We start from the raw sequence: 26,473 nt of genomic DNA on the forward strand, positions 1-26,473 counted from the left end.
CGGCAAACAGAGGGGCCCGGCGGCGCAACGCCGGTCCCTCATCCCGCGTGCATCGCGCGCGCCGCGGCGCTGTGGCGACGGATCAGATCGGGCACATCAAGTCCCGGGACGGTGCCGTCGACCACCACCCAGTTTCCGCCGACCATGACCCGATCGGCGCGATGCGCGCCGCAGAGAACCAGCGCGGCCAAGGGATCGCCATGGCCGGAGAAGCGCAATTCATCGAGCTTGAACAGCGCGAGATCGGCGGCTTTCCCAACTGCGATCTCGCCGAGCTCGGGACGGCCGACGCAGGCCGCCGATCCCTTGGTGGCCCAGCGCAACGCGTCCTTGTGGCTGACGCGCTCGACGCCATAGCGCGCCCGCTGCAACAGGAACGCGGCGCGGACTTCCTGCATCAGGTTGGACTCGTCATTCGATGCCGAACCGTCGACGCCGAGGCCAATCGAAACCCCCGCCTCCTCCATCTCGCAGACCGGACAACAGCCGGATGCCAGGATCTGATTGCTGCAGGCGCAATGGCTGATGGCCGCCTTAGCCAGACCCAGCCGTTTCATCTCGTCCGGATTGAAGAAGATGCCGTGCGCCAGCCAGGTCCGCGCACTGAGCCAGCCACATTGCTCGAGATAGTCCAGCGGACGGCAGCCATGCATCTGCTCGCAGAATCTGTTCTCGTCCTCGGTTTCGGCGAGATGCGTATGCAGGCGAACGTCGAACCTGTCCGCCAGTGCCGCGGTTGCACGCATCAATGAGGTCGTTACCGAGAACGGCGAGCATGGCGCCAGCGCGATCTGCACCATCGCATCCTCGCCGCGCTGGTGATGCTTTGTCACCACGCGTTCACTGTCGGCCAAAATTGTATCTTCGTCCTGCACTACGCTGTCCGGCGGCAGGCCGCCGTTCCGCTGCGACCGGTTCATCGAGCCGCGCGTCAGCAGCACGCGGATGCCCAGCCGCCGGGCGGCGGCGACTTCGATATCGATGGCGTCCTCGAGCCCGGCCGGAAAGACGTAATGATGATCGGTGGTGGTGGTGCATCCCGACAGCAGCAATTCGGACATCGCCACGGTGGCGCCGAGGTGAAGGAATTCCGGTGTCAGCCGCGCCCAGACCGGATATAGCGCCTGCAACCAGGGGAACAGTTCGCGATTGAGCGCCGCCGGCAGCGCCCGGGTCAACGTCTGGTAAAAATGATGATGGGTATTGATCAGGCCCGGCAGCACGACGTGCGCGCCCGCGTCAAACGCGGAAGTATTGGTCGTTGCCGGTTCCCGGCCGCGCGGCACCAACTCGACGATCCTGCCGCCGCGAACCACAATGCCGCGTTCGGCGCCCTCGGCCAGAATGGCGAGAGGGTCCCTGATCCAGCTCGCCTGCGCTTGGTCCATGATCCCACCCTCTTCCAACGAGCGCCTCAGCAAACGCCCGCTTCTACACTGCAAAGTCCGTCCCAATGGCATTGGCAATTGGCGCTGGTCTTGCAAGACTTCATAATCGGAGATGCATCCTCTTGAAAGCGTTAGCGTATCCATGGACCTGAACACCATTACCGCGGTTGCGCATCCTAAGAGGCGGGATCAATTGCCCGTTTGGACGGCAGGCGACGCTTGGCTTGCGGGCGGAACCTGGCTGTTCTCCGAACCGCAGGCCCATCTGCGCCGGCTGATCGATCTCACCGACCTAAAATGGCCGGCGCTGACCGTCAGCGCGGCCGGGCTGTCGATCTCGGCGACCTGCACGGTCGCACAGCTCGATGCGTTGGCCTGCCCACCGGAGTGGGTCGCCTCACCCCTCGTCAGCCAATGCTGCCGGGCGTTTGTCGCCTCCTTCAAGATATGGAAGACTGCGACTGTCGGCGGCAATATCTGCATGTCGCTGCCGGCGGGGCCCATGATCTCGCTGACATCGGCGCTCGACGGCGTCTGCACGATCTGGCTGGCTGACGGTGGCGAACGCAGGATTGCGGTGGCCGATTTCGTCACCGGCGACGGGCGCAATTTGCTCGGGCCCGGCGATCTGCTGCGACAGATCGATATCCCGCTCGCGGCGTTGAGGCGGCGTTCGGCACTTCGCCAGATATCGCTGACGCCGGTTGGCCGGTCAGCGGCGTTGCTGATCGGCAGTGTCAGCAACGAGGGCGCGTTGGCGCTGACGGTCACGGCGTCCACCGCCAGACCCGTCCCGCTTTCCTTTGACCGGATTCCGACAGCGGAAGAGCTGCGCAACAAGATCCTGCAACGCATCCCCGACGACCTCTACCATGCCGACGTTCACGGCAAGCCCGAGTGGCGCAAGCACATGACCCTGCGGCTAGCCGAAGAGATCCGTCGCGAATTGCAGGCATTGCCATGAGTTTCGAGATCAATGGCAAGTCGTTCTCGCAATCCCCGCGGCTCGGACAGTGTCTGCGGACGTTCTTGCGCGAGCTCGGTCATTTCGGCGTCAAGAAGGGCTGCGATGCCGGCGACTGCGGCGCCTGCACCGTGCTGCTCGACGGCGAGCCCGTGCATAGCTGCCTGATCCCAGCCTTCCGTGCCGATGGCCATGCAATCACGACCATCGAGGGCCTTGCGCCGGAAGGTCACGTTCATCCCATGCAGCAAGCATTTCTCGACGCGCAGGGCTTTCAGTGCGGGTTCTGCACCGCGGGCATGATCCTGACCTGCGCATCGCTAAACCAGGCGCAGCGTCAGGATCTCGGTGCTTCGCTGAAAGGAAACATCTGCCGCTGCACCGGCTATCGGCCGATCGAGGATGCGCTCAACGGTAAGATCAATATCGAAGACGCCGCCGCAGGTCACGCATTTGGCCGCAGCCTTCCCGCGCCCGCCGGCCCGCAGATCGTACGCGGCGCGGCGCGCTATACCTTCGACACGCAGATTGAAGGCCTGCTGCACATCAAGATGCTCCGCTCGCCACATCCGCACGCGAAAATCATCTCGATCGACGCGAGCGCGGCGCTCTCCATCCCCGGCGTCCATACGGTGCTGACCTTCGAGGACGCTCCGGATCGCCTGTTCTCTACCGCGCGGCACGAGTGGGACTGGATGGACCCGGACGATACCCGCGTGCTCGACAATGTCGTCCGCTTCATCGGCCAGAAGGTCGCGGCTGTCATCGCCGACACCGAGACCGCCGCCGAGGAAGGATGTCGGCGCTTGAGGGTCGCCTATGAGATCCTGCCCGCGGTAGTCGATCCCGTTGCGGCGATTGCGCCGGGTGCGCCGGTGCTCCATGGCGACAAGACAGCAGAGCATCGCGTCACCAACGCCCAACGCAATATCGTTGCGGAAACCCAAGGAGAATTCGGCGATGTCGCCAAAGCGCTGGCAGAGGCGGCGGTAACTTACGAAGGCACGTTTACCACCCAGCGGGTCCAGCACGCCGCGCTCGAGACCCACGGCGGCCTTGCCTGGATCGATGCCGATGGTGTCCTCACCGTTCGCTCGAGCACGCAGGTGCCGTTCCTGACGCGGCGCACGCTGGCGGACCTCTTCAATCTGCCGTCCGACAAGGTCCGGGTGTTTTGCGAACGCGTCGGCGGAGGCTTTGGCGGCAAGCAGGAAATGTTCGTCGAGGACATTCTGGCGCTGGCGGCGCTCAAGACCGGACGGCCGGTCAAGTTCGAACTCACCCGCGAGGAACAGTTCACCTCGACTTCGACGCGCCATCCGATGCGCGTCACCGTCAAAGCGGGCGCCGACAAGGACGGCAAGCTGACGGCGCTGCAGCTCGACGTGCTTTCCAACACCGGGGCCTATGGCAATCATGCCGGCCCGGTGCTGTTTCATTCCGTCGCTGAGTCGCTGGGCGTCTATAACTGCCCGAACAAGAAGGTCGACGCCGTCGCCGCCTATACCAATACGGTTCCCTCTGGCGCTTTCCGTGGTTACGGCTTGCCGCAGGCTTTGATTGCGGTGGAAGCCGCGATCGACGAACTGGCAAAACAGCTCGGCATCAGTCCTTTCGACATGCGCCGTCGCAATGTGGTCAAACCCGGAGATCCCATGCTGTCGCCGCCGGGCTCGAAATATCACGATGTGATGTATGGCTCTTACGGCCTTGACCAATGCCTTGACCTGGTCGAGCGCGCGATGGCCGCGGAAACGCCGAAACCTGTGCTTCCCGCCGAATGGCTGACCGGTGATGGCATTGCGCTGACCATGATCGATACCGTGCCACCAGCCGGCCATTTCGCCGACTCGACAATGTCGCTGCGCGCAGACGGCGGCTTTGACCTCACGGTCGGAACAGCGGAATTCGGCAACGGCACCTCAACCGTGCATTTGCAGATCGCGGCCACTGCGTTGGCGACGACGCTCGAGCGTATTCACCTCCGACAATCCGACACCGCCCATGGCGGCCACGACACCGGCGCATACGGCAGCGCCGGTACCTTCGTCGCTGGGCGCGCCACGCAGGCGGCGGCCGAGGCGCTGGCCGACCAGCTGAAGAACTTCACAGCATCCCTGATCGGCGAAAAGGCGGATGCGTGTTCGCTCGACGGTGACGCGACAGTCTGCGCTGGCCGCCGCACGTCCTACGCCGAGATAGCCGCTTCAGCCCAGGCGCTCGGCAAGACCTTCACAGCAGTCGGCAGCTCGGCGGGCACACCGCGGTCGGTCACCTTCAATGTCCAAGGCTTCCGTGTCGCAGTAAATAAAGCCACCGGAGAGATCAAAATTCTGAAAAGCGTGCATGCCGCCGATGCCGGCAACGTCGCCAACCCGATGCAGTGCCGCGGACAGATCGAAGGCGGCGTCGCGCAATCGCTTGGGGCGACGCTTTATGAGGAAATGGTAATCGACGAAGGCGGCCGCGTCGTTAATCCCAGGTTCCGCGATTACCACTTGCCGTCCTTTGCCGACATTCCCCGCACCGAAGTGGTGTTTGCGGACACGTCGGACGCGCTGGGACCAATGGGCGCGAAATCGATGAGCGAAAGCCCCTACAATCCGGTGGCAGCCGCACTCGGTAACGCCATTGCCAACGCCACCGGCATTCGCTTTGTCGACGTTCCGTTAAAGCCCGACCGGCTGCATCCGCTCCTGTACGAGAAGTATGGAAGCTAGCCCTCTATCCCGGTCCTACCGTGCATTCGACGATCGGCCACGATCAGTACCGGGAAGTTTGAGCTAGCTACGGCAAGCCACGTCTAACGTGTGAGATACCTTGCCGATGGGAATGAACTCCTCCTAATACACGCGCGCTGGTCTTAACTCTTTAGGGCGGTGACCACCACTTCAATCAAGGCACCGCCGCCGAGATCGGCCACACCTACTGTTGCTCGCGCCGGCAGGTTGTCGGCGAAGAACTCGGTCCAGGCCGCGTCCATTTCCTTTTTCTTCGACAGATCCGTCACGAAGATCGAGGCACTTACAATGCGGGACGAGTCCGTTCCTGCTTCCTTCAAGTAGCCAGCAATCTTGCCAAGGATGTTGCGGGTCTGCTCGCCCATTGAGGCGCTGGTGTCGTCGGCGATTGTCCCGCCGACGAACACAAAACCGTTGGCCTCGATGGCGCGATGCATGATTGGCGTGCGGATGTTGCGGATGATGCTCATAATGTCTCATCTTCGTTTGCGGGATTGAAGGAAAAGAAACGGTCGATGCCCAGTTCGCTGATCCGGGTCTGGGTGCCGCCGTTGACAATCAGCTCGGCCATGACAGCGCCGGCGCCGGGGCCGAGTTGGAAGCCATGCAGCGAGAAACCGAACTGGTGGTAGAGCCCCGTGTGGCGCACGCTCGGACCCAGAACAGGCAGATCGTCGCGCGTCCTTGCCTCGATGCCGGCCCAGGCGCGAACGATCGATGCGCTCCGCATGGCTGGAAAGAGATCGAAGACGGTGCCGGCACTGACCGCAAGACTGCGCCAGTCCAGTACGGTCTCGTTTCGATCCTGGTCCGCCGCTGCCAAATGGCCGCCGCCGATCAGGACTGTGCCGTTGGCAAACTGCTTGAAGGAGAGTTTGCGTCCGCGCAGGATCACCACCGGATCGATGAAATGCGGCACGCGCGAGGTGATCATCAGCATCGGCGCCACGGTCTCCACCGGCACCGGCTCGCCAAGTGCCGCGGCAATACGGCCGGCCCACGCCCCGGCGGCGTTGACGAGCACCGGCGCCGCATAGGTGTCGGTGCCGACATCAACCCGCCACAGGCCGTCCTGCTTTCGGATATTGGTCGCCGCTACGCCTTCGCGGACGGTTGCGCCCTGAGCTGCCGCCTTGCGGCGGAAGACAGTGGTGGTGCGCGCGGGTTCGGCTGCGCCGTCGCGCCGGGACACGACGCCGCCAGGGCAGGTTTCGGCAACGGCCGGCACCAGCCGTCGCAGCTCCGGCCGATCGATAAGTTCCTCGTGGGTGAAGCCGAGCGCGTTCAGCTCGGCGACGCGCGCGCGGCAAGCATCGAATTCGGCGTCGTTCTCGGCGACCAACACCTGGCCGTGGCTTTCGAATCCGCAGCTATCATCAACCAGCTCGCCGATCCCCTCCCATATGCCCATGGAACGGATCGAGAGCGGAATTTCGGCGACATGCCTTGCGAGCTGACGGACGCCGCCGGCATTCACCCCCGACGCGTGGCGGCCAGCATAGTCCTTCTCGATCAGCACCGGCTTCATCCCGGCGAGACTCAGGTGAAGTGCAGTCGAACATCCGTGGATGCCGCCGCCGACGACGATAGCATCCACAAGCCTGGTCATCCCCGCACCACGGCGTTCACGTCGGCCTCTGTCTTCGCCACGGCCGCCAATTCCGACAGCGTGATCGGCTTTACGGGTGCACGCAGCCGATAGTAGCCGATCTCCTGCGGACTCTTGCCGCGGGCCTCGGCCATGAGTTCGGTGACCGTGAGCCCGCAGAGCCGCCCCTGACACGGGCCCATGCCGGTGCGGCGATAGGCCTTGAGCTGATTTGGACCCGTCGCGCCGATTGCGACGGCGTCGAGAATGTCGTTGGCAGTGACTTCCTCGCAGCGGCAGACGATCGTGTCGCCCGAAGGAATACGGAACTGCCGCGCGGGCCTGAACAACGTGTCGAGAAAGACGCGCCCGCGCTCGGCGCGAGCCAGATTGGTCCTGAGCGTAGCCATGGGTGCGAGCTTTGCCGCCTCCTCGGGCGCCAGAGTTTGAACTGCGGCTCTTGCTGCGATACGGCCCCGGAAGACGGCAGCTTCCATGCCAGCGATCCCGGCGCCGTCACCGGCGATGGCGATGCCCTCGACCGACGTGTTACCTTTGTCGTCGAGCACCGGCGACCAGCAGAGCTGCCCGTCATCCCAGCGATGCTCGATTCCGGCTGCCATGGCGAGATTGACGTTGGGTACCACGCCTTGATGCAGCAAAAGCAACCCGGCGGGAATCGTTTCACGTCGGTCGCCTGCCGCATAGGTGACGGTTGCAAGCTGGCCATCCCCCTCAGCAGAAAGTTCGTTGACGCCGGTCACGACGCGCACTTTCGCCCGCACTTCCCTCATCATCGCTAGTCCCTTCGCGAAATAGGGTGAGGTCATGAAGGCGAAGGCATGGGGCAGCGCGGCGAGATAGTTCCGGCGCTCGGTTGTATCGAGGATGCGGTCGATGCGGCCGCCAAGGCGCAGGATCTGCGCCGCGAGCAGCCAAAGCAATGGTCCCTGCCCGGCAATAACCGTGCGCCCGTCAGGCACGAGACCTGAAGACTTCAGCATCGTCTGCGCGGCGCCGGCAGTCATCACCCCCGGGAGCGTCCAGCCCGGAATGGGATACGGCCGCTCCAGCGCGCCCGTCGCCAGGATCACGCGACCCGCCTTTATGAAGGCCGACGCGCCGCCCACGGAGACACCGACTTCGAGGTTGCGGTCAAGGCTCCAGACGGTCGCGCGATGGATGATTTCGGCACCGCTCGACTGCACCGCCTGGACGAGGTCCGCGCCCGCCCAATAGTCTGCGCCCAGTTGCTCGCGCTCCACTACTGGAGTTGATGAGATAGCGCGCCAGACCTGGCCGCCGGGACCGGGGTTCTCATCAAGCAGCAGGGTCGACAGGCCGGCCTCTGCTGCGAACACGGTGGCGGCGAGACCAGCAGGCCCGGCCCCGATCACCACGATGTCGTAGCTATCGCGCTTGGGGGTCGCTCTCATCGCCCGATCTCCCGCTTGCCTTTCTGGATTTCAATCTGCATCCCCTCGGCGACCGGCACTAGGCAGCCTTGGCGGTTGCCGACGCCATCGATCGTGACGAGGCAGTCGAAGCACACGCCCATCATGCAATAGGGTAGCCGCGGCGCGCCGCTGACCGCGGTAGCGCGGCGGGCGTCGCGGCCGGAGGCAAGCAGCGCTGCGGACACCGTGTCGCCCTCTCGCGCCTCGACTGCGGTCCCGTCGACGAAGATCTGCAGGGGTCTTCTGGTGTCCTGATCGGATCGCTTGAACATTGATGTCTCCTGGCCCCTTCGAGCCATGTCGATTTCAGTAATAGCCACTGCCGGTCGCAGCGCGGTCTTCGACGAAGCGCCGGGCCGAGAAGGCGCCGACGAGTTCCGCGTCGAGCGCATCCTCGGCGACCATCCGGGCAATCTCGAACGCGTGATTGGACGCGAGCGTTACGCCGGAATGGCAACAGGCGACGAAAGCGCCCGGCTGGCTCTCCGACTGGTCGTAGATCGGGAAACCGTCCTGCGGCATCACGCGGATACCGGACCAACTCCGCACCACGTTGAGGCGGGCAAGGTGAGGAAACATGCGCTGCGCGCGATCCGCCATGACAGCACTGACGGAATGGTTCAGCACGCGGTCGTCGAGTTGCTCTTCCTTGCTGTCCCCGATCATCACCGTCCCCTCGTCGGTCTGGCGGATCGTAGTCAGCGGATGCGGGAGGAACGGCACTGTGCGCTCGGTGACCACGATCTGACCACGGGTCGGGCCCATCGGCGCTGACAGCCCGACCATCGGCGCCAGTGTCTGGTTGGCGTTGCCGGCGGCGAGCACGACTTTCGCTGCACGGATATCGCCCTGCGGCGTCGACAGGTGGAATTCGCCGCCGGCGCGGGTTATCGCTGCAACCGGTCGCTCGGGAAGATAATCGACACCAAACAGTCTTAGGCCGGTATGGAAAGCGCGGAAGGTGCGCAGCGAATTCACGTGCCCGTCAAGCGGACAGAAACTGCCGCCGGAGACTTCGGGGCCGACGAGAGGCAGCATCTTTTTCACTTCGGACGCCGACAGCATCTCCATCCGGTAATCGGCCGCCCCCACCTGGTTATGCATGCGCGTGACGAGTTGAGCGCGCTGCTCGAATTCGTGCTCACCGAGTGTTAGGTGAAAGCCACCATTCTGCTGCAGGGCAACGTCGAGACCAGTCTGCTCCTTCAATTCAGCGGCAAGCGCTGGCCATGTCTCGGAGGCGCGGACGGTCCAGCCGGTGTAGGCCGGCATGCCGAGGCCTTTGCTCTGCACCCAGATGAGCGCGAAATTGGCCCGCGAGGCACGCTTGGCGATATCGTCCTCGTCGAGGACGGCGACCTTCTTGCCGAGCCGGCCAAGACCCCAAGAGATGGCGGAACCGAGCAGACCGCCGCCGACGACAGCGACGTCGTAATCCTTTGACATGGCTTCTCCTATCGCCCTGCGTCGCTCTTGCCGGCGAGCACACGATCGAGTCCGTAGAAGCGGTCGAGCAGCACCAGAGCTGTCATGGTGATTGCGATGACGCTGGCGGAGACGGAGGTTACCAGCGGATCGATGTTGTCCTGGATGTAAAGGAACATGCGGACCGGCAGCGTCTCGGTGCCGGGCGTGGCAAGGAAGACGGTCATGGTCAGATCATCGAAGGACTGGATGAAGGCGAGCGCCCAGCCGCTGACGACGCCAGGGAGGATCAAGGGCAGAGTCACGCGGCGGAACAGTGTCCAATCGTTCGCGCCGAGCGAGAGCGCCGCCATCTCGACCGAGCGGTCCATGCCGGTCGCCGCAGCCAGCGTCAGCCGGAGCGCGAACGGAAACACCACCAAGACATGGGCAATGATGAGCGCCGCGAAACTGCCGCCGATGCCGATCGACGTGAAGAAGCGGAGGAAGGCGATGCCGAGCACGACATGGGGAATCATCAGCGGTGAAAGGAATAGCGCCGCGAGCGCATCGCGGCCGAGGAAGCGGTAGCGGGCGATGGCGAGCGCCGCCGGCACCGCGAAGAGGAGCGCCACGAACGACGACAGCGCGCCGAGTCCGAGGCTCACCCAGAAGGCGTGAACAAATTCGGGATAGCTGGCGATCGCCCTGAACCAGCGCAGCGAGAAGCCGTTGGTTGGCAGCGACAGGAAGCCATCGGGCGTAAAGGCAACGAGGCAGACCACCACGATCGGCGCCAGCATGAAGACGACGAATACCGTGTGGAACACAAGAGAGATCGGGCCATTTGTCCTCATCGGAATACCTCGGCGTAGCGCCGCTCGATCAGCGCGTTGCTACCGACGACGATCAGCACGAGCGCCATGAGGAGCAGCACGGCGACTGCCGCCCCGAGCGGCCAGTTCAGCGTATTGAGAAACTCGTCATACGCCAGCGTCGCCGCGACCTTGAGCCGACGTCCGCCGATGATCGCCGGCGTGGCAAAGGCACTGGCCGACAGCGAGAACACGATAATCGCCCCCGACAGCACGCCGGGCATGATCTGCGGCAGGACGATGCGGCGGATGATGGTGAGCGGGCTGGCGCCAAGCGACAACGCGGCGTTTTCGATTTGCGGATCGAGGCGCTGCAATGCGGCCCAGACCGACAACACCATGAATGGCATCATCACATGGGCAAGCGCTACGACCATGCCGGTCTCGGTGAACATGAAGGGCAGTGGCGAGCCGATCAGCCCGAGCGACATCAAGAACTTGTTGACGAGGCCGTTGTTGCCGCCGAACAGAAGCGCCCACCCGAGCGTGCGTGCGACCACGGAGATCAATAGCGGGCCGAGGATGACGAGCAGAAAGAAGCTCTTCCAACGTCCGCTCATGCGGTTGAGGATATAGGCTTCCGGCGCGCCGAACACGGCGGTGATCAGCGTCGCGAGCAGCGCGACGCGGAAGGTGCGCCAGAACATTTCCGCATAGTAGGGATCGGTTGCGATCTCGTGCCAGTTTTTCAAGATGAGAACCGGCTCAATGCCCTTGTATTGGCCCCAATCATGGAACGAGAGCATCACGGTCATCGCGAGCGGGATCACAAGGATGCCGATGAACAGCATCAGCGCGGGCGCGGTCAGCGCCCAAGGGGCGCGCGCGGCGCGTTCATCGGTCGATGGTCCTGTGGTCAAGACAGACGTGTCGGGAGCCGTGCTCATTTGGCGCCTCCGGCGGTGCGCAGGCTCATGTCTTCCGGCCGCCAGGCAAGCCGGACGGCCTCGCCCTCGGCGGGTTGCGGTTGACCGTCATTCTGGCGGATCACAATCGCAGGACCAGATTCGGTCTCGCACTGGAACAGCCAGTGATTGCCCTGGAAGATGCGGGTGATGATCTTCGCTGCGAGCCCCGTGTCGCCGAAGCCAATTCGCTCGGGGCGAATGCTGACCGTCACCGAGCCGGCGACACCAGCGGGCGCGGGCGCGCTCCAGGAGCCGGCAACCAGCCGCGCCGGAGCGGCGGTCCGGTCGATCGTCGCGGCGAAATCGTTGGTCTTGCCAAGGAACTGAGACACGAAGGCCGACACGGGCCGCTCATAAGTCTCCTGCGGCGTGCCGATCTGCTCGATGCGGCCCTGGCTCATCACCACAATACGATCGGAGAGCGACATCGCCTCGATCTGGTCGTGGGTGACGAGGATCGTGGTGGTGCCCAGGTTGCGCTGGATCTGGCGCAATTCGATCTGCATCTCCTCGCGCAGCTTGGCGTCGAGATTCGACAGCGGCTCGTCGAGGAGCAACACGCTCGGCCGGATCACCAGCGCGCGGGCGAGCGCCACGCGCTGCTGCTGGCCACCCGACATGCGTCGCGGATAACGATCCTCGAAGCCGGCGAGCCCGACCATCGCGAGGGCGGTGCGGACTCGCTCGCTGCGATCAGCCTTCGGCACGCGTCGCATCTCGAGTCCAAAAGATACGTTCTCTGCCGCGGTCATGTGCGGAAACAGCGCGTAGCTCTGAAATACGATGCCGAGGCCACGCTTGGCCGGATGGACTGCGGTGAGGTCGCGGCCCTCGAGCCGGATCGCGCCGCGCGAGGGATCCAGGAAGCCTGCGATCATCTGCAGCGTGGTGGTCTTTCCGCAACCCGAGGGACCGAGTAGGGAGATGAACTCGCCCTTGCCCACGGCAAGACTGAAGTCGTCCACGACGGTCTGCGGGCCGAACTGCTTCGCGACACGGTCGAGCTCGAGAAAGTACATGGATTCGGATCCTGGTGTGGCCGACGCCGATACGCGGTCAGTGGCGTTCTCGGCTGCTGAAGCGAAATCCCGTCGGCCCGCCTGGTTCAGCGCTCAACCTCGCGATTCCACCGCTTGGTCCATTCCTCGCGTTTCTCGTTGATAATGGTCCAGTCGGGCGTATAGAGCTTCGCCGCGCGCTCGCCGATCGGCGCCATTTTGCCGAGCTCCGGCGGAACGACCAGAGACTTCAGCACCGGGCCGTAGCCGTAGTCCTTCAACAGGACGAGCTGCAGTTTCGGGTCGAGAAGTGTCTTGACGAATGTCGCGGCGAGCGGTGAAGCGTTGGGCTTGGCGACCGGACACGCGCTCGCGAGGAGCGTGGCGGCGCCTTCCTTGGGATACACGAAGTCGACAGGAAAGCCGGTGTTCGCGAAACTTTGGACCCGGCCTGTGCCCCACACGGCCAACACGGCTTGGCCTGACTGGAACAGCTCGGTCATCTTGCCTGGCGAGGGCTCGTAGGCCAGCACATTCGGATTGATGTCATTCTTGAAGATCTTGAACCCATCGTCGACGTTGGCTTCGCTGCCGCCGTTCATCCTGGCGAGCATCAGGAGAGCTTCCAGACCATAGGTGTTGTTGATCGGCGGAATGACCAGTTGCTTCTGGTATTTCGGATCTTTGAGATCGTTCCAGGAGGTAGGCGGCGCCCAGCCCTTCTCGGCGAAGATCTTGGTGTTGTACATCAAACCGGTCGCGACCAGCCCAATGGCAACCGCCTGGTCATCCTTGAAGCGGGCGGCATCATAGAGATCGGCGGGTAGGCCTTCGATCTTGCTGCAGAAGCCAAGCTGAATCGCCTGATACATCGGACCGTCATCGACGATGGCCACGTCGATCTGTTGGTTGCCCTTCTGGGCCTGCAATTTGGCAAGCGTATCCGTCGAGTTGCCGGCAACGTATTCGACCTTCACGCCGTGGGCCTGCTCAAAGGCAGGGACCACGGCGTCCCGGATCGTTTTTTCGAAGGAGCCGCCGTATCCGGCGACATACAGCGTCTTCTGCTGCGCCGAAACCGGCGACGGGACCGAGGCCAGGGCCGCGATGCTGACCGCTGTCAAAAGGCCGAGATGCTTCATGTGGACGAGCTCCGAATTGCGTGGTTGCGACGTGACGTACCGACGACCTGACATCTGGCGCGCATTCTGACTGGCATCCTCCCCGAGACGGATGTGCCCGTTCGTCGGGATCGACGGACCGCCTCGCCTCGGATTGCCCGACCCTGCTCAAAAAATGAGCCGCCTCGAGTCTTGCTGAAAAAGATCGCAATCCCCGCTTTCGCCGTCCAATTAATAATGGCACCATCTTCATACTGGAATGTTATGAATGGAGCGGGGATGGCGCGCATCAACTCGCGGCAGGTCGAGGCCTTCCGAGCGACAATGCTGACGGGCAGCGTCACGGACGCGGCGGCGCTCATGGCTGTGACGCAGCCGGCGGTGAGCCGCCTCTTGCGCGACTTCCAGGCGCTACTCAAAATGAAGCTGTTCGAAAAGCGTGGCACCGGACTTGTGCCGACGGCAGCCGCCACGGCACTCTACATGGAAGTCGAGCGTTCCTTCGTCGGTCTCGAACGGATCACTGCAGCAGCCGAAGAAATCCGCAGCCGCCGAACCGGCACGCTTCGGATCGCCGCCTTGCCGGCGTTGTCCAACGGCTACCTGCCAAGACTCGCCGGGCGGTTTCTGAGGGAGCGGCCGAACCTCAACTTGGCGTTCTTTGGCGTGATCTCACCGATTGTGGTCGACTGGGTATTGAACAACCAATGCGACATCGGCTTCGCAGAGGTACCTATCGCCCATGTGGGCCTGTCGATCGTGCGGTTGCCAGCGCCCCCTCGCGTTGCAGTTCTGCCCGAAGGACACCGACTCGCGGCCAAGGCGATGCTGGAGCCGCGCGATTTCGAGGGCGAGACCTTCGTGTCGCTGACGACCGGGTCGACAGGCCGGCATCTGATCGACCAAGCCTTCAATCGCGACGATGTCCGCCGTGTCCTTCGGGTCGAAACCAGCCTGTCTGAGATCATGTGCGGGTTGGTGTCATCCGGAGTTGGCGTGGCGATCTGCGATCCATTCACGGCGCGAGAATTCGAAAGCCGCGGCGTCATCGCGCGCCGCTTCACGCCGCGGATCGATTTCGAGTTCGCTGCTGTTTTTCCGCCGCAGCGCAGCCCCTCGCCAGTCGCGTTGGATCTGGTGGAGGCCATGCGGCAGGCGCTCGACGATATTGACGGGCCCATGTCCGGCCTCAGCCCTGTTCATCCATGACGCGAAGCTTTTCGACCCGCCGGCGGAAATCCTCGTCCGTTGAGAATTCGGCCGACAGGTACGACGCCTTCGTTCAACCACGCATGTCGGCCGGCAGCTCGATCCCGTGGAATTTCTTGTAGATACGTCGAGTTTACCGTTCTTGACGTTCAGCCAAAATCAGCATGGCAGCCACGTCGGCATTTACGTGATCCGAACCCAGGCGCCATTGCTTGCGGATGAGTTCACCGCAGCTTCGATGAACTTCACGCCGGCGAGGCCATCCGCGACAGTCGGGAAAATCACCGCCGGATCGGGCGGTTTGCCGGCCTGTGCTGCGCGGATAGCGCGCGCTGCCTCAGTATAGATTGTTGCGAACCCCTCAAGGTAACCCTCGGGATGCCCCGATGGCACGCGGGTGAGACGGCCCGCCTCGACCAAGGCGCCGGCACCGCCGCGGGTCAGGAGTTGCTTGGGCTGCCCATAGCGGGTGAACCAGAGATGGTTCGGATTTTCCTGTACCCATTCGAGTCCGCCCTTGGTCCCATAGACGCGCAGCGTCAGGCCGTTCTCATTGCCGACCGCGACCTGGCTTGCCCAAAGCATACCTCTGGCACCTCCCTTCCACTTGAGGAGGATCTGGACGTCGTCATCGAGACGCCGGCCGCCGACGAAGGTCGAGAGCTGAGCGAGCAGTTCGTCGAGCTCAAGTCCAGTGACGAAGCAGGCGAGATTGTAGGCGTGGGTGCCGATGTCGCCGATGCACCCGCCAGCCCCGGATCGGGTCGGGTCCGTGCGCCACGCGGCCTGCTTGTGGCCGCTTGCCTCTAATCGCTCCGTCAGCCAATCCTGCAGATATTCTGCCTGGACGAGCCGGATCTTGCCGAGATCGCCGTTCGCAACCATGGCGCGGGCCTGTCGTACCATTGGATAGCCCGTGTAGTTGTGAGTCACGACGAAGACCTTGCCCGTCTTCCTGACCAGCGCCACCAGTTCCTCGGCCTCGGCGACGGTCGTCGTCAGCGGTTTGTCGCAGATGACGTGGATGCCGGCTTCAAGGAAGGCCCTGGCAACCGGGCTGTGCATGTGGTTGGGGGTTACGATCGAGACCACCTCGATGCCGTCCGGGCGCGCGGCTTCCGCCCTCGCCATCTCTTCGAAAGAGCCATAGGCGCGGTCGTTGGCGATACCGAGCTCCTTCGCCGAGGCCTTGGCTCGGACCGGATCCGACGCCAACGCGCCGGCTGTCAACTCGAACTGGTCGTCGATACGCGCGGCAATGCGGTGGACGGCGCCAATGAAAGATGCCTGGCCGCCGCCAACCATGCCTAGCCGAATACGACCATGGCCGCCAGTTTCGCTGTTTGCCTCAATCGTCATTCTTCTTCCTCGCTCAGGAGATGCCGAGCATCTTGCGGTTCATCTGGTCGTCGGTGCCGGAGCCTGCGAAATCGTCGAAGGCCTTCTCCGTGACCCGAATGATATGTCTTTTGATAAATTCGGCGCCCTCGCGCGCGCCTTGCTCAGGATGCTTCAGCGCGCATTCCCATTCCATCACCGCCCAGCCGCCGTAATCGTACTGCGTGAGCTTCGAGAAGATCGCGCCGAAATCTACTTGGCCATCGCCCAGTGAGCGGAAGCGGCCAGCTCGATCGACCCAGCTCTGGAACCCGCCATAGACACCCTGGCGGCCCGTCGGGTTGAACTCCGCGTCCTTGACGTGGAAGGCCTTGATGCGTTGGTGATAGATATCGATGAAGTCGAGATAGTTGAGCTGCTGTAGCAGGAAGTGCGACGGGTCGTAGAGCAGGTTCGCGTGCGTGTGGCCATTCACCCGCTCGAGAAACATCTCATAGGAGACGCCGTCGTGCAGGTCCTCGCCTGGATGGATCTCATAAGCGACATCAATGCCGTGCTCCTCCGCATAATCAAGGATCGGCCGCCAGCGCCTGGCGAGCTCGTCAAAGGCGGCCTCGACGAGGCCGGCCGGACGCTGCGGCCAGGGATAGACATAGGGCCAGGCCAATGCGCCGGAGAAGGTCGCGTGCGCCGTGAGCCCGAGGCGCCCTGAGGCGCGGATTGCGCGCTTGACCTGGGCAACGGCCCACTCGGTGCGCGCCTTGGGATTGCCGCGCACCTCCGGCACGGCGAAGCCGTCGAATGCTGCGTCATAGGCCGGATGAACGGCGACGAGCTGGCCCTGGAGATGCGTCGAGAGTTCGGTGATGGAAAGGCCGTGACCGGCTGCGATCCCCTTCACCTCATCGGCATAGTCCTGGGACTCTGAGGCCTTGTTGAGGTCGAAGAGTCGTCCATCCCAGCTCGGGATCTGAATTCCCTCGTAGCCGAGCGAGGCGGCCCATCCGCAGATAGATTCGAAGGAGTTGAACGGCGCCGCGTCGGCAGTGAACTGAGCGAGGAATATCGCCGGTCCCTTGATCATCTTCATCAAGCGCTTCCTTCTCCTCTGGACGCCGCAGCAGCGCGTGCCCGCTGAGCCCGATATCCCACCGTAGCTCGTGATCGGCGATGGTTACAGGTCCTTCTCGGCGAGCTTGCGAAACTCGTCGGGCACGGAACGAGAAATACCCAGCGCCGCCGAACCGTACCCGATAGCATCCCGTCCGAAGCGATCGCGGATCTTGTCAACGGCGCAGTCAGCCGCCCAACGTGCCATGCCCATTTTGGTGCCGGGGCGGCGCGCTTCATTTCGAAGTCCAAACGGGAGTTCCAGCTCCAGATCCCAGTGCGCCTCAAGATGCGAAACGGAGATCGCCACCAGAGAGATGGTCTTCTCGTCCGGATGATCTGCAAGGATTGCGCGCACCAGTTCCTCTGCAAGCTCCGCGAGGATCATGGTCGCGGAAATTGGTGCATCGAGCGTTACCGAGCGCGTGACCGAGCTCAGGTCGGCGAAGCGAACGCGGACCGTCACAGTTCGACCAGGCAGGGACTTCGCCCGGAGCCGCGTTGCAATGCAGTCCGCGAGGTGAAGCAGGGTAGATCGAATAATTCGCATTTCGGCCGGCCTCCTGCCAATAGCCGATTGCGCTCCTGCCGATCGGGCCCGGCGGTGAGGCTTGAGTTGCCGCGGATCGCGATTCCACGCCAGCGCTGCGAGTTTCTGCCCTGCCGCGGGACCGAGCAGGTGCTCGAGCGACAATCCCGGCGTGTTTGCCAGCTGCCCGATCGTCAGCACGCCGATCTTGGCAAGCCGCGCCTTCGTGACCGGACCCACGCCCCACATCAGGTCGACGGTCAGTTCGTGAAGGAATTCCAGTTCAGCGTCGGGATCGACAACCACGAGCCCGTCGGGCTTGGCTACTTGCGAGGCAATTTTCGCCAGATGCTTGGTCCGCGCGACGCCCACTGAGATCGGAAGCCCCAGCTCGGCGCGCACGCGCCGACGGATTGCCGTAGCTATGTCGGCAGGCGTACCAAAGAGATGGGTGCAGCCTGCGACGTCGGCAAAGGCCTCGTCGATGGAAATCCGCTCAACGAGGGGTGTGAAATCGCCGATCACCTTGATGGCGGCATCACCCAGCCGTTGGTAGTCCTTGAAATGCCCGCCGACAAAAATGAGTTGCGGACACAGCTCGCGCGCCTGCCGTCCTGGCATGCCGCCGCGGATCCCGAACGCCTTGGCTTCGTAAGAAGCGGCAAGCACAACCCCGCCACCGACGGCTATCGGTTTACCGCGTAACGAAGGGTCGAGGAGCTGCTCAACCGAGGCATAAAAAGCATCCAGGTCTGCATGAAGGATGGTGGATGTAGTTGCCACCCGGCCGTTCACCTGTGACACTTGACCGAAATTTGGTGCCGTCTTTTGTATGGCACATTTGACGTAAGAACAAAATAGGAACATTCTTTTGGTTGGTCAACGGAAGATAAGCAACGTCCGTCCATGAAAGTGGTGATCCGCTGGATGCAGCACCTTGATGGCCAGACTTTCTCCATTGCGCGAGCAGATGGAGGGCCATCATGCCTAGCGGGGATGAAGAAGAGATCGCAGTCCGCGGTGAAGAATTTTTTGGCTTGGTTGATCCTGCTGCTGAGACACCCGGAGTTCGCGTGGCTTCTTTGGCAACATAACGGACCTCCGTATAGATAAGATGCCAGGTCCGATTGAAAAACTTGAACTCTCGCTCCAGTCCATCAGCACCAATGTCCCCTGCGAACCCAAGACGTCAATCAGCGGTATGGTTCGTTTGGGCCCCTCATCCGGCGCTACGCGCCACCTTCTCCCACAAGGGCAGAAGGAATAAGATATGCCCGCTGAGCGTTCGCCCCAAACGCCTTGTCGCGCACGTGCGGACCAAGCTTCATCAGGCACTCCTCGAGCGCGCCCTTGGTCGCGCCATAGCTTCCCGCGAGCAAACACACCGGCCAGTCGGAGCCGAAGATCAGGCGATCCTCGCCAAAGCATTTGGCGGCGTGCGCGACAAACGGAAGCAGACGGTCCGCATCCCAGTCGTCCCACCTTGCCTCGGTGGCGAGACCCGAGATCTTGCACCAGACATTGCCGCAAGCGGCGAGTGCGACGAGAAGATCGGCCCATTCACGGCTGAATCCCTCCGCGATCGGCGGCTTGGCGGCGTGATCGAGGACAAAGCGCCCTTGCGGAAACGCCTGCGCAGTTGCGATCGCGGCCGGCATTTCACGCGTGCGCACCAGGAGATCATAGGCGAGATCGCGCGCGAACACGGCGGTCAGACCGCGCTGCACGTCCTCGCGCAGCAGCCAATCGGGATCGGACTCGTCGTGCACCTGGTGACGAATGCCGACCAGCCTGTCGCCTCCGAGCGAACCACGGAGCCGCTCGAGCGTCTCGTCGACCGCCCCGTCCGTCAGGTCGGCCCAGCCGACCACACCGACGACGAAGGGCGTCGCAGCGGCGACGCGCAAGAATTCCTCGGTCTCCTCGATCGAGGAGCGGCATTGCACCAAAATGCTTACATCGACCCCGTTGGCGAGAAGCAGCGGCGCGAGATCGCTCGGGCCGAAGGCGCGGTGGATCCGCGCGAGTTCGGGCGCCTCCATCCAGGGATAATCGGCGCGCGCGGGATCCCAGAAATGCTGATGACCGTCGATCACCATGGGTCAAGCTCCACCCGGCAGCGGTGCGGACGCATCGACTAACTTGCGCTCGCGCAGCTCCTGCCAGAAGGAGGACGGCACCAGCCGCTCGGACATCGCGATGTTGTCCGAAACCTCCGCAGCGCTACGCGCACCTTGTAGCGCGACCGTTACCGCCGGATGGGCCATACAGAACTGCACTGCGGCGGCCTTGAGCTCTGTGCCATGCTTGCGGCACAGCGCCTCCAGCGCCAGCGCGCGGGCGACGAGCGCCGCATCGGCGTCTTCGTAATTGAACTTCGCGCCGGCGCGCGGGTTGGCGAGGATGCCGCTGTTGTAGATGCCCCCGAGAATGACGCCGATGCTCTTCGCACGGCAGATCGGAAACAACGTCGTCAGCGCGCCCTGGTCGAGCAGCGTGTAGCGGCCCGCCAGCAGGAAGCAATCGACCGGCGCCGCTTCGGCAAAGCGGGCGAGCATCTCGGATTGATTCATACCGGCGCCGATCGCCTTGACCGTACCATCGTCGCGCAAGCGCCGGAGCGCGCGGAAGGCACCGGCAACTGCATCCTCATAGTGGTCATCTGGATCATGGACGAGCAGTAGATCGACGCGGTCGAGCCCGAGACGGGCGAGGCTTTCCTCAACCGATCGCATCACGCCGTCGTAGCTGAAGTCGAATTGCGGCCGCTCGGCGGACGTGCCCTTGTAGTGATCGTCTTCCGCAGCAGCACTGGCTGGGCGCAACAAGCGGCCTACCTTGGTGGAGATTGCAAAGGAGTCCCGCTCCTGCCGGCGCAGAAAACCACCCAAGCGACGTTCGGCCAATCCAAAGCCGTAAAGCGGCGCGGTATCGAAGAAGCGGACGCCGAGCGACCAGGCGCGTTCGATCGTCGCCTCTGCATCCGCATCGCTAACCGGCGCAAACAATCCACCGAGAGGAGCGGTTCCGAGACCAATCGCCGTGACGTCGATCCTATCCGCAAGCCGTGTACGCTTCATTCCAAGCTCCAGGGTCGAACCAGCACTCCCTCTCCCGCAACCGGGAGAGGGAGTGTAGCGCAGGAACGTTGGGGCTGAGAACGTTTCCTACTTCAACAGTTGAGCGACATTGTCCTTGGTCACGAGGTCGAGGCCGGTATAAATGACCTCGGGAACCTTCTGGCCCTTCTTGATTGCCAGCAGAGTGTCCATCGCCTTCTCGCCCATCTCGAACGGGCGCTGTCCCGTAAGCGCGTTGGAGTAGCCGTCACGCAAGAGTTCAAGCTGCATCTTGAGCGTATCGGCGACGACGAGCGTCAGCTTGCCGGCATCGATGTCCTTCTTGTTCTTGTTGACGAAGGCCTTGTAGCCTTCCGGCGCAAACATCGGCCAGCCGCCAACCGGCACGATCGCGCCGAGATCCGGCGTGGCGGTGCGCAGATCCGCCATCTGCTGGACCGCGAGCGCAGGATCGTCATTGCAGAAGGTCGGCGAGCCCGCGACCTCGACCCACTTCGAGCCCTTGAGCGCCTCGCGCACGCCATCGACGCGCTCGGCGAGGTTCTTGGCGCCCGGACCACCGGAGACGACGGCATACTTGCCGCCCTCGGGCTTGAGCTGCAGCAATTGCTTGCCGAGCGCGAGGCCGAAGTCCTTGTTGTTGGTGCCGATATAGGCAATGCGCTTGGAGCCTGGCGCATCCGCATCGAAGGTGATGACAGGAATACCGGCCGCGGTCGCAGCCTCGATCGACTTGGTCATCGCTGCGACATCCGCGACCGAGATCGCAAGACCATCCACCTTTTGCGTAATGAAATCCTGGATGATCTGCGCCTGCGTCGCCGGCTCATGCTCGACCGGCCCCTTGTAAATGCATTCGACGTTACCGAGCTCTTTGGCGCGCTTCAGGCAACCGTCGCGCGCGACGTCGAAGAACGGATTGTTCATCGCCTTGGGCACGATCACGAACTTGTAGGTCTGGGCGAATGCCGGGGTCGCCATCATCGCGATGGCCATTCCGGCGAGAAGTATTTTCCTCATTGGTCCCTCCACATTTGTGTCTATCCTTTTGAATTGAATCTCCAGAAGGCGGATAGACGAAGTGTTCGTTGCTCCCCCGGAGTAACCTCAAGTGATGCGTGAGCGGATGCGGTCGACCAGCACGGCCAGAATGATGATCACGCCCACGAGCGTCTGCTGCCAGTAGGAGCTGACCTGCGCGAGCACGAGGCCATTGCGGATCACCTCAAGCAGCACGCAGCCGACGATGGCCCCGAGCGGGCCGCCGACGCCACCTGCGAGATTGGCACCGCCGATAACCGCCGCTGCGATCACGTTGAGTTCGTAGGATGTCGCCATGTTCGCGGGCGCAGACCCCAGCCAGCCCGAGACGATGATGCCCTGCAGCCCTGCGGCCAGCGCACAAATCACGTAGACTTCGATCTTGACCCGTACGACCGGGATGCCAGTCAATTCCGCCGCCTTCTCGTTGCCGCCGAGCGCGAAGACATGACGGCCGAAGCTCGTGTGGTGCAGCACGATCGCCATTACCGCCGCGAGGATCACGAGATAGATGAATGGCGCCGGTACGCCGAACAGATCGCCCGATGTCAGCGCGTAGAAATAGTCGGCATCCGGTCCGCCCGGAAAGCTGCCGCGCCCGTTGGAGACGACATAGCCGAGACCGCGGACGATGGAGAGCATGCCGAGCGTAGTGACAAAGGGCGACAGCCCGAGCACGGCTATGCAGAAGCCGTTGACGAGGCCGACGATCAGCGCGGTGACAAGTCCCGCCAGGATCGAGACAAGCAGGATCAGCCCCGGTACATTGGCGACCACGGTCTTGCCGTCCGCAGCCAGATGCACGAACAGGGACGCGCCGGGCATGCCCGGCGTCGACAGGCCCGACATCACCATGGACGTGATCATGGCGGAGAAGCACATCATCGATCCCACCGAGAGATCGATGCCGCCGGTGATGATCACGAAGGTGATGCCGAGGGTGGCAATGGCGATGAAGGAAAAGTTCTTCGCCACGTTCTGCATGTTGCCCTGCGTGAAGAAGTAGGGGCTGGCAAAATGCATCGCGATCAGCAACCCCAGCAGCGCCAGCAGAACGTAGCCGGTTTGGGATGCAAAGATGCCGCGCTGCCACCACCTGATACGGCCTACATTGGTGAAGGAGATCGGAGATTCCAGCGGCATGGCCATCACGCAGCCTCCTTCGCACCGGTGATCAGGGCAGTGACTTCCTCGGGACTGGTATCGCGGATCGACTTGTCCGCCCGCTTCTCGCCGCGGCGCATGACGACGACGCGGTCGCAGACCGCGAAGACATCGGGCATGCGGTGGGAAATCAGCATGACGGCGACGCCCTGCTCTTTCAGCCGATGGATCAGGCCCAGGACCTGCTCGACTTGGCGGACCGAGATCGCCGCGGTCGGCTCGTCCATCATCACGAGCCTGGCGTTCGACAGGCGGGTTCGTGCGATCGCAACTGCCTGGCGCTGGCCGCCCGACATCTGCTTGACGAGATCATGCGGTCTTGTCTCGGAGCGCAGCTCGCCGAACAGCTCCAGCGCGCGCGCCGCCATCGCATTGTGATCGAGGAAAGCGAACGGGCCGAATTTGCGCTTGAGCTCGCGGCCGAGGAAGACGTTGGCCGCCGCCGTGAGATTGTCGGCAAGCGCCAGGTCCTGATAGACGACCTCGATCCCGACCGCGCGGGCATCGATGGGACGGTAGAAATGCACCGCGTTGCCGCCGAAGCGGACCTCGCCATGGGTGGGGCGGAAGTTTCCGGCGATGATTTTGACGAGCGTCGACTTGCCCGCGCCGTTGTCGCCCATCAGGCCGACCACCTCGCCGGGGAAGACCTGCATGTCGACGTCGTGCAGCGCGCGGATCGCGCCGAACTCCTTGCCGATCCCTGTCAATTCCAGAACCGGTTGCCCGGCTGCACCTGCGGTTTCCATGCTCGGCCTCGCTCAGACGTACCGGTTGACCAGTGATTCCAGATATTCCTGACGACCCGAGCGCGGCTGCGGATCGAAACCGGGTGCCAGCGCGCGATCAGCAAGATCGGCAAGCGAACGCTGGCCAGCGAGGATCGCGCGTCCCTCGGCATCAGCCCATCCGGCGTAACGTTCCGCAATCGGCATCGTCAGCGCCTCGGCATCGAGCATGTCGGCGGCGGCAACGAACGCCCGCGCGCAGGCGTCCATCGAGCCGACATGGGCGTGGATCAGATCGTCCGGATCGATCGATTGCCGCCTGATCTTGGCGTCGAAATTGAGACCGCCCGTCGTGAAGCCACCGGCCTTCAGGATGTCGTGGAACGCCAGCGCCAGCTCTGGCACGTTCATCGCGAACTGGTCGGTATCCCAGCCGAGCAGATCGTCGCCGCGGTTGATGTCGAGCGAGCCGAACACGCCGAGCGCCTGGGCCAGCGCGATCTCGTGCTGGAACGAATGGCCGGCAAGGATGGCGTGGTTCTGTTCGATGTTGAGCTTGACGTCGTTCAGAAGGTCATAGCGCTGGAGGAACCCGTAGCAGGTGGCGACGTCGAAATCATACTGATGCTTGGTCGGCTCCTTCGGCTTCGGCTCGATCAGGATCGGTCCCTTGAAACCGATCTTGTGCTTGTGCTCGACGACGAGCGAGACGAAGCGGCCGAGCTGGTCGAGCTCGCGCTTGATGTCGGTGTTGAGCAGCGTCTCGTAGCCTTCCCGTCCACCCCAGAGCACATAGTTCTGACCGCCGAGCCGATGCGTTACCTCAAGCGCGGCGCGGACCTGGCCGGCGGCATAGGTGAAAATGTCCGGATCCGGATTGGTCGCGGCGCCGGCCATGTAGCGGCGATGCGTGAACAGATTGGCCGTACCCCAGAGTAGACGCACCTTGGAAGACGCCATCTTCTGTTCGAAGAGATCGGCGATGGCGTTGAGGTTGGCAACGGACTCTGCCAGCGAGGCGCCTTCCGGCGCGGCGTCGACATCGTGGAAGGTGAAGAAGGGCACATCGAGCAGGCGGAACAGCTCGAACGCGACGTCGGCCTTGGCGCGCGCCATTGCCATCGCATCCGCGCCATGATGCCAGGGCCTCATGAACGTCTCGCCCCCGAAGGGATCGCCGCCGGGCCAACAGAACGAGTGCCAGTAGCAGACCGCGAAACGCAGGTGATCCTCGAGCCGCCGTCCGCGCACGACGCGATCCTTGTCGTACCAGCGGAACGCGAGTGGGCTTTTGGCGTCCTTGCCGCCGTAGGCGACCGGCGCACTCGCCCCGAAGAATTCGGGTGACACGTTCACAGGGAGAACTCCTTCAACGCAGGATATAGTTTTCGCCACTGGTGATAGGCTTCACCGTAAGCGGCTTCGGCAGACGCACGCGGCGTGAAGCTCGCAAGCCGCCGCGGACGCGTGCAGACTTGTGCAGGGGTTTCGTTGGTTGCGGCAAGCCGGCCGAGCCGTGCCGCGCCAAGCGCTGCACCGACCTCGCCCTCCTCGACGCGGTGGACGGGAATGCCGAGCACATCAGCGCAGATCTGAGCCCACAGCGCCGAGCGCGAGCCGCCGCCCACAAGGTCGACCTCCGTGATCCCGCTGGCGTTGCCGAGCGCCGCGAGGTTGTCGCGCGCGGCGAAGGCCACGCCTTCGAGCACAGCCTGGACGATCTGATCGCGTCCCGTCGCGCCGCGAAGACCCACGAACGCGCCGCTGGCGGCAGCGTCGTTGTGTGGCGTGCGCTCGCCATCGAGATAGGGAAGGAACTTGACCGGGCTCGGTCCGCGGACGGTCTCGCCAAGCGGCGCCAGCAGCGCGGCGGCAGGCGTCGCCATGACGCCCGAAAGCCAGGCGAGCGAGGCGGCCGCCGCTAGCATCACGCCCATCTGGTGCCAGAGACCCGGAAGCGCATGACAGAAGGCGTGCACAGCCGACGCGGGCGCCGGCGCAAAACTGTCGGTGACGCGAAACACCACGCCCGAAGTTCCCAGCGACAGGAACGCATCGCCGGGCGTGATGGCGCCGAGCCCGATCGCGCTCGCGGCACAGTCTCCCGCACCGCCGGCAACCACGACATCTTTCGCCATGCCCCAGCGCTTCGAAAATTCGGGAGCGAGTGCCGCGCCGATCTCGCTGCCTTCGACCAGGCGCGGCATGTGGTGAAGATCGAGCCCGGTGGCATGCAGCAGCAACGAGGACCAACGGCGCTGACCGACATCGAGCCAGAGCGTGCCGGCGGCGTCCGACATGTCCTCGACCATCTCGCCGGTCAGGCGGTAGCGCACATAGGCTTTTGGCAGCAGCACTCTTGCCACGCGCTCGAAAATCTCGGGCTCATGGCGCGCTACCCAGAGCAGCTTTGGCGCGGTGAAGCCTGGCATCGCGAGATTGCCGGCGATAGCGTGGAGCGAGGGACAGCGCGCCTCCAGCTCCTTGCACTCGGCATAGGAGCGGCCATCATTCCACAAGATGGCCGGACGCAGCGGACGGCCGTCCTCGCCGAGCAGGGTAGCGCCGTGCATCTGGCCGGAGAGACCGATGCCACGCACCTGCGCGACGTCGCTCGGATGAACGGACGCGAGATCGTCGATGGCGCCGATCGCTGCATCAACCCAGGCGTCCGGATCCTGCTCGGACCACAACGGTGCGGGATGCGAGAGCGCAAGCTCGCGCGCGGCTGTCGCGACGATTGCGCCAGTCTCGTTCACGAGCACCGCCTTCACACCGGACGTGCCGATGTCCATCCCGAGATACACGTCGTCATCCTCCCTTCCGGCCC

At 63.5% G+C, this 26,473-nt stretch carries 23 protein-coding genes and 1 pseudogene; 3 read left to right on the forward strand and 21 right to left on the reverse strand.

Annotated features, from left to right (window positions below; translation table 11 throughout):
- Positions 1 to 38 precede the first annotated feature (38 nt).
- A complete protein-coding gene (locus V1290_RS09450) occupies positions 39 to 1,388 on the reverse strand; it encodes an 8-oxoguanine deaminase (protein WP_334364153.1) in 1,350 nt (449 codons plus the stop codon).
- Between the two features lie 142 nt (positions 1,389 to 1,530).
- On the opposite strand from V1290_RS09450, the gene V1290_RS09455 reads away from it, so the two are divergent.
- Both V1290_RS09455 and V1290_RS09460 read left to right on the forward strand, forming a co-directional pair.
- Positions 1,531 to 2,352, forward strand: coding sequence for an FAD binding domain-containing protein (locus tag V1290_RS09455; RefSeq protein ID WP_334364154.1), 822 nt, complete (start codon positions 1,531 to 1,533; stop codon positions 2,350 to 2,352).
- Positions 2,349 to 5,072 (forward strand): molybdopterin-dependent oxidoreductase, encoded by a 2,724-nt coding sequence (locus V1290_RS09460; RefSeq protein ID WP_334364155.1) that lies wholly within the window; start codon positions 2,349 to 2,351, stop codon positions 5,070 to 5,072. The genes V1290_RS09455 and V1290_RS09460 overlap by 4 nt, the downstream gene beginning before the upstream one ends.
- Positions 5,073 to 5,215: 143 nt before the next feature.
- Here the strand turns inward: V1290_RS09460 and V1290_RS09465 are convergent, their stop codons facing one another.
- The 9 genes from V1290_RS09465 to V1290_RS09505 form a co-directional block, all read right to left on the reverse strand.
- Entirely contained in the window at positions 5,216 to 5,563 is a 348-nt protein-coding gene (locus tag V1290_RS09465; RefSeq protein ID WP_334364156.1) for a RidA family protein, read from the reverse strand.
- Entirely contained in the window at positions 5,560 to 6,702 is a 1,143-nt protein-coding gene (locus V1290_RS09470) for an NAD(P)/FAD-dependent oxidoreductase (protein WP_334364157.1), read from the reverse strand. Before V1290_RS09470 ends, V1290_RS09465 begins: the two co-directional genes overlap by 4 nt.
- Positions 6,699 to 8,117 carry an FAD-dependent oxidoreductase gene (locus tag V1290_RS09475; RefSeq protein ID WP_334364158.1) on the reverse strand — a complete coding sequence of 473 codons (1,419 nt, stop codon included), beginning with the start codon at positions 8,115 to 8,117 and terminating at the stop codon, positions 6,699 to 6,701. The genes V1290_RS09470 and V1290_RS09475 overlap by 4 nt, the downstream gene beginning before the upstream one ends.
- Positions 8,114 to 8,410, reverse strand: a complete 297-nt coding sequence (locus tag V1290_RS09480) for a (2Fe-2S)-binding protein (protein WP_065749465.1) — start codon at positions 8,408 to 8,410, stop codon at positions 8,114 to 8,116. The genes V1290_RS09475 and V1290_RS09480 overlap by 4 nt, the downstream gene beginning before the upstream one ends.
- Positions 8,411 to 8,444: 34 nt before the next feature.
- The gene (locus tag V1290_RS09485; protein ID WP_334364159.1) at positions 8,445 to 9,584 is read right to left on the reverse strand and encodes an NAD(P)/FAD-dependent oxidoreductase; all 1,140 of its coding nucleotides are present in this window, start codon (positions 9,582 to 9,584) and stop codon (positions 8,445 to 8,447) included.
- A gap of 8 nt (positions 9,585 to 9,592) precedes the next feature.
- Positions 9,593 to 10,399, reverse strand: coding sequence for an ABC transporter permease (locus V1290_RS09490; RefSeq protein WP_334364160.1), 807 nt, complete (start codon positions 10,397 to 10,399; stop codon positions 9,593 to 9,595).
- Positions 10,396 to 11,304, reverse strand: coding sequence for an ABC transporter permease (locus tag V1290_RS09495; RefSeq protein WP_334364161.1), 909 nt, complete (start codon positions 11,302 to 11,304; stop codon positions 10,396 to 10,398). Before V1290_RS09495 ends, V1290_RS09490 begins: the two co-directional genes overlap by 4 nt.
- Positions 11,301 to 12,344 carry an ABC transporter ATP-binding protein gene (locus tag V1290_RS09500; protein ID WP_334364162.1) on the reverse strand — a complete coding sequence of 348 codons (1,044 nt, stop codon included), beginning with the start codon at positions 12,342 to 12,344 and terminating at the stop codon, positions 11,301 to 11,303. The genes V1290_RS09495 and V1290_RS09500 overlap by 4 nt, the downstream gene beginning before the upstream one ends.
- Positions 12,345 to 12,430: 86 nt before the next feature.
- A complete protein-coding gene (locus tag V1290_RS09505; protein ID WP_334364163.1) occupies positions 12,431 to 13,465 on the reverse strand; it encodes an ABC transporter substrate-binding protein in 1,035 nt (344 codons plus the stop codon).
- A 258-nt stretch (positions 13,466 to 13,723) separates the two neighbouring features.
- Here V1290_RS09505 and V1290_RS09510 point away from each other — a divergent pair, with 258 nt between their 5' ends.
- A complete protein-coding gene (locus V1290_RS09510; protein ID WP_334364164.1) occupies positions 13,724 to 14,653 on the forward strand; it encodes a LysR substrate-binding domain-containing protein in 930 nt (309 codons plus the stop codon).
- On the opposite strand, the pseudogene V1290_RS09515 reads toward V1290_RS09510, so the two are convergent.
- The 11 genes and pseudogenes from V1290_RS09515 to xylB all read right to left on the reverse strand — a co-directional run.
- Positions 14,634 to 14,720 (reverse strand): annotated as a pseudogene (locus tag V1290_RS09515) (ribose-5-phosphate isomerase); the annotation flags it as partial. The gene V1290_RS09510 and the pseudogene V1290_RS09515 overlap by 20 nt on opposite strands.
- Positions 14,721 to 14,836: 116 nt before the next feature.
- Positions 14,837 to 16,012, reverse strand: coding sequence for a Gfo/Idh/MocA family protein (locus V1290_RS09520; protein WP_334364165.1), 1,176 nt, complete (start codon positions 16,010 to 16,012; stop codon positions 14,837 to 14,839).
- 13 nt (positions 16,013 to 16,025) lie between these two features.
- The gene (locus tag V1290_RS09525; RefSeq protein WP_334364166.1) at positions 16,026 to 17,081 is read right to left on the reverse strand and encodes a sugar phosphate isomerase/epimerase family protein; all 1,056 of its coding nucleotides are present in this window, start codon (positions 17,079 to 17,081) and stop codon (positions 16,026 to 16,028) included.
- An 84-nt stretch (positions 17,082 to 17,165) separates the two neighbouring features.
- Entirely contained in the window at positions 17,166 to 18,413 is a 1,248-nt protein-coding gene (gene dinB, locus V1290_RS09530) for a DNA polymerase IV (RefSeq protein WP_334364167.1), read from the reverse strand.
- Between the two features lie 446 nt (positions 18,414 to 18,859).
- Positions 18,860 to 19,729, reverse strand: coding sequence for an amidohydrolase family protein (locus V1290_RS09535; RefSeq protein ID WP_334364168.1), 870 nt, complete (start codon positions 19,727 to 19,729; stop codon positions 18,860 to 18,862).
- Positions 19,730 to 19,732: 3 nt separating this feature from the next.
- Positions 19,733 to 20,710: an aldo/keto reductase gene (locus tag V1290_RS09540; protein WP_334364169.1), complete on the reverse strand. Its 978-nt coding sequence runs from the start codon at positions 20,708 to 20,710 to the stop codon at positions 19,733 to 19,735.
- An 87-nt stretch (positions 20,711 to 20,797) separates the two neighbouring features.
- Positions 20,798 to 21,730 (reverse strand): sugar-binding protein, encoded by a 933-nt coding sequence (locus V1290_RS09545; RefSeq protein ID WP_057843321.1) that lies wholly within the window; start codon positions 21,728 to 21,730, stop codon positions 20,798 to 20,800.
- Positions 21,731 to 21,817: 87 nt separating this feature from the next.
- Positions 21,818 to 22,900, reverse strand: coding sequence for an ABC transporter permease (locus V1290_RS09550; RefSeq protein ID WP_334364170.1), 1,083 nt, complete (start codon positions 22,898 to 22,900; stop codon positions 21,818 to 21,820).
- Entirely contained in the window at positions 22,900 to 23,664 is a 765-nt protein-coding gene (locus V1290_RS09555) for an ATP-binding cassette domain-containing protein (protein ID WP_334364171.1), read from the reverse strand. The genes V1290_RS09550 and V1290_RS09555 overlap by 1 nt, the downstream gene beginning before the upstream one ends.
- A gap of 12 nt (positions 23,665 to 23,676) precedes the next feature.
- The gene (gene xylA, locus V1290_RS09560; protein ID WP_334364172.1) at positions 23,677 to 24,999 is read right to left on the reverse strand and encodes a xylose isomerase; all 1,323 of its coding nucleotides are present in this window, start codon (positions 24,997 to 24,999) and stop codon (positions 23,677 to 23,679) included.
- Positions 24,996 to 26,450 (reverse strand): xylulokinase, encoded by a 1,455-nt coding sequence (gene xylB / locus V1290_RS09565; protein WP_334364173.1) that lies wholly within the window; start codon positions 26,448 to 26,450, stop codon positions 24,996 to 24,998. The genes xylA and xylB overlap by 4 nt, the downstream gene beginning before the upstream one ends.
- Positions 26,451 to 26,473: the final 23 nt, after the last annotated feature.

This window comes from Bradyrhizobium sp. AZCC 1578 (assembly GCF_036924675.1).
Classification (GTDB): Bacteria; Pseudomonadota; Alphaproteobacteria; order Rhizobiales; family Xanthobacteraceae; genus Bradyrhizobium.

Excerpts from the sequence above, each read along its gene's own strand:
- V1290_RS09450 (WP_334364153.1), bottom strand. The coding sequence starts at position 1,388 with ATGGACCAAGCGCAGGCGAGCTGGATCAGGGACCCTCTCGCCATTCTG.
- V1290_RS09455 (WP_334364154.1), top strand. The coding sequence starts at position 1,531 with ATGGACCTGAACACCATTACCGCGGTTGCGCATCCTAAGAGGCGGGAT.
- V1290_RS09460 (WP_334364155.1), top strand. The coding sequence starts at position 2,349 with ATGAGTTTCGAGATCAATGGCAAGTCGTTCTCGCAATCCCCGCGGCTC.
- V1290_RS09465 (WP_334364156.1), bottom strand. The coding sequence starts at position 5,563 with ATGAGCATCATCCGCAACATCCGCACGCCAATCATGCATCGCGCCATC.
- V1290_RS09470 (WP_334364157.1), bottom strand. The coding sequence starts at position 6,702 with ATGACCAGGCTTGTGGATGCTATCGTCGTCGGCGGCGGCATCCACGGA.
- V1290_RS09475 (WP_334364158.1), bottom strand. The coding sequence starts at position 8,117 with ATGAGAGCGACCCCCAAGCGCGATAGCTACGACATCGTGGTGATCGGG.
- V1290_RS09480 (WP_065749465.1), bottom strand. The coding sequence starts at position 8,410 with ATGTTCAAGCGATCCGATCAGGACACCAGAAGACCCCTGCAGATCTTC.
- V1290_RS09485 (WP_334364159.1), bottom strand. The coding sequence starts at position 9,584 with ATGTCAAAGGATTACGACGTCGCTGTCGTCGGCGGCGGTCTGCTCGGT.
- V1290_RS09490 (WP_334364160.1), bottom strand. The coding sequence starts at position 10,399 with ATGAGGACAAATGGCCCGATCTCTCTTGTGTTCCACACGGTATTCGTC.
- V1290_RS09495 (WP_334364161.1), bottom strand. The coding sequence starts at position 11,304 with ATGAGCACGGCTCCCGACACGTCTGTCTTGACCACAGGACCATCGACC.
- V1290_RS09500 (WP_334364162.1), bottom strand. The coding sequence starts at position 12,344 with ATGTACTTTCTCGAGCTCGACCGTGTCGCGAAGCAGTTCGGCCCGCAG.
- V1290_RS09505 (WP_334364163.1), bottom strand. The coding sequence starts at position 13,465 with ATGAAGCATCTCGGCCTTTTGACAGCGGTCAGCATCGCGGCCCTGGCC.
- V1290_RS09510 (WP_334364164.1), top strand. The coding sequence starts at position 13,724 with ATGGCGCGCATCAACTCGCGGCAGGTCGAGGCCTTCCGAGCGACAATG.
- V1290_RS09520 (WP_334364165.1), bottom strand. The coding sequence starts at position 16,012 with ATGACGATTGAGGCAAACAGCGAAACTGGCGGCCATGGTCGTATTCGG.
- V1290_RS09525 (WP_334364166.1), bottom strand. The coding sequence starts at position 17,081 with ATGAAGATGATCAAGGGACCGGCGATATTCCTCGCTCAGTTCACTGCC.
- V1290_RS09535 (WP_334364168.1), bottom strand. The coding sequence starts at position 19,729 with ATGGTGATCGACGGTCATCAGCATTTCTGGGATCCCGCGCGCGCCGAT.
- V1290_RS09540 (WP_334364169.1), bottom strand. The coding sequence starts at position 20,710 with ATGAAGCGTACACGGCTTGCGGATAGGATCGACGTCACGGCGATTGGT.
- V1290_RS09545 (WP_057843321.1), bottom strand. The coding sequence starts at position 21,730 with ATGAGGAAAATACTTCTCGCCGGAATGGCCATCGCGATGATGGCGACC.
- V1290_RS09550 (WP_334364170.1), bottom strand. The coding sequence starts at position 22,900 with ATGGCCATGCCGCTGGAATCTCCGATCTCCTTCACCAATGTAGGCCGT.
- V1290_RS09555 (WP_334364171.1), bottom strand. The coding sequence starts at position 23,664 with ATGGAAACCGCAGGTGCAGCCGGGCAACCGGTTCTGGAATTGACAGGG.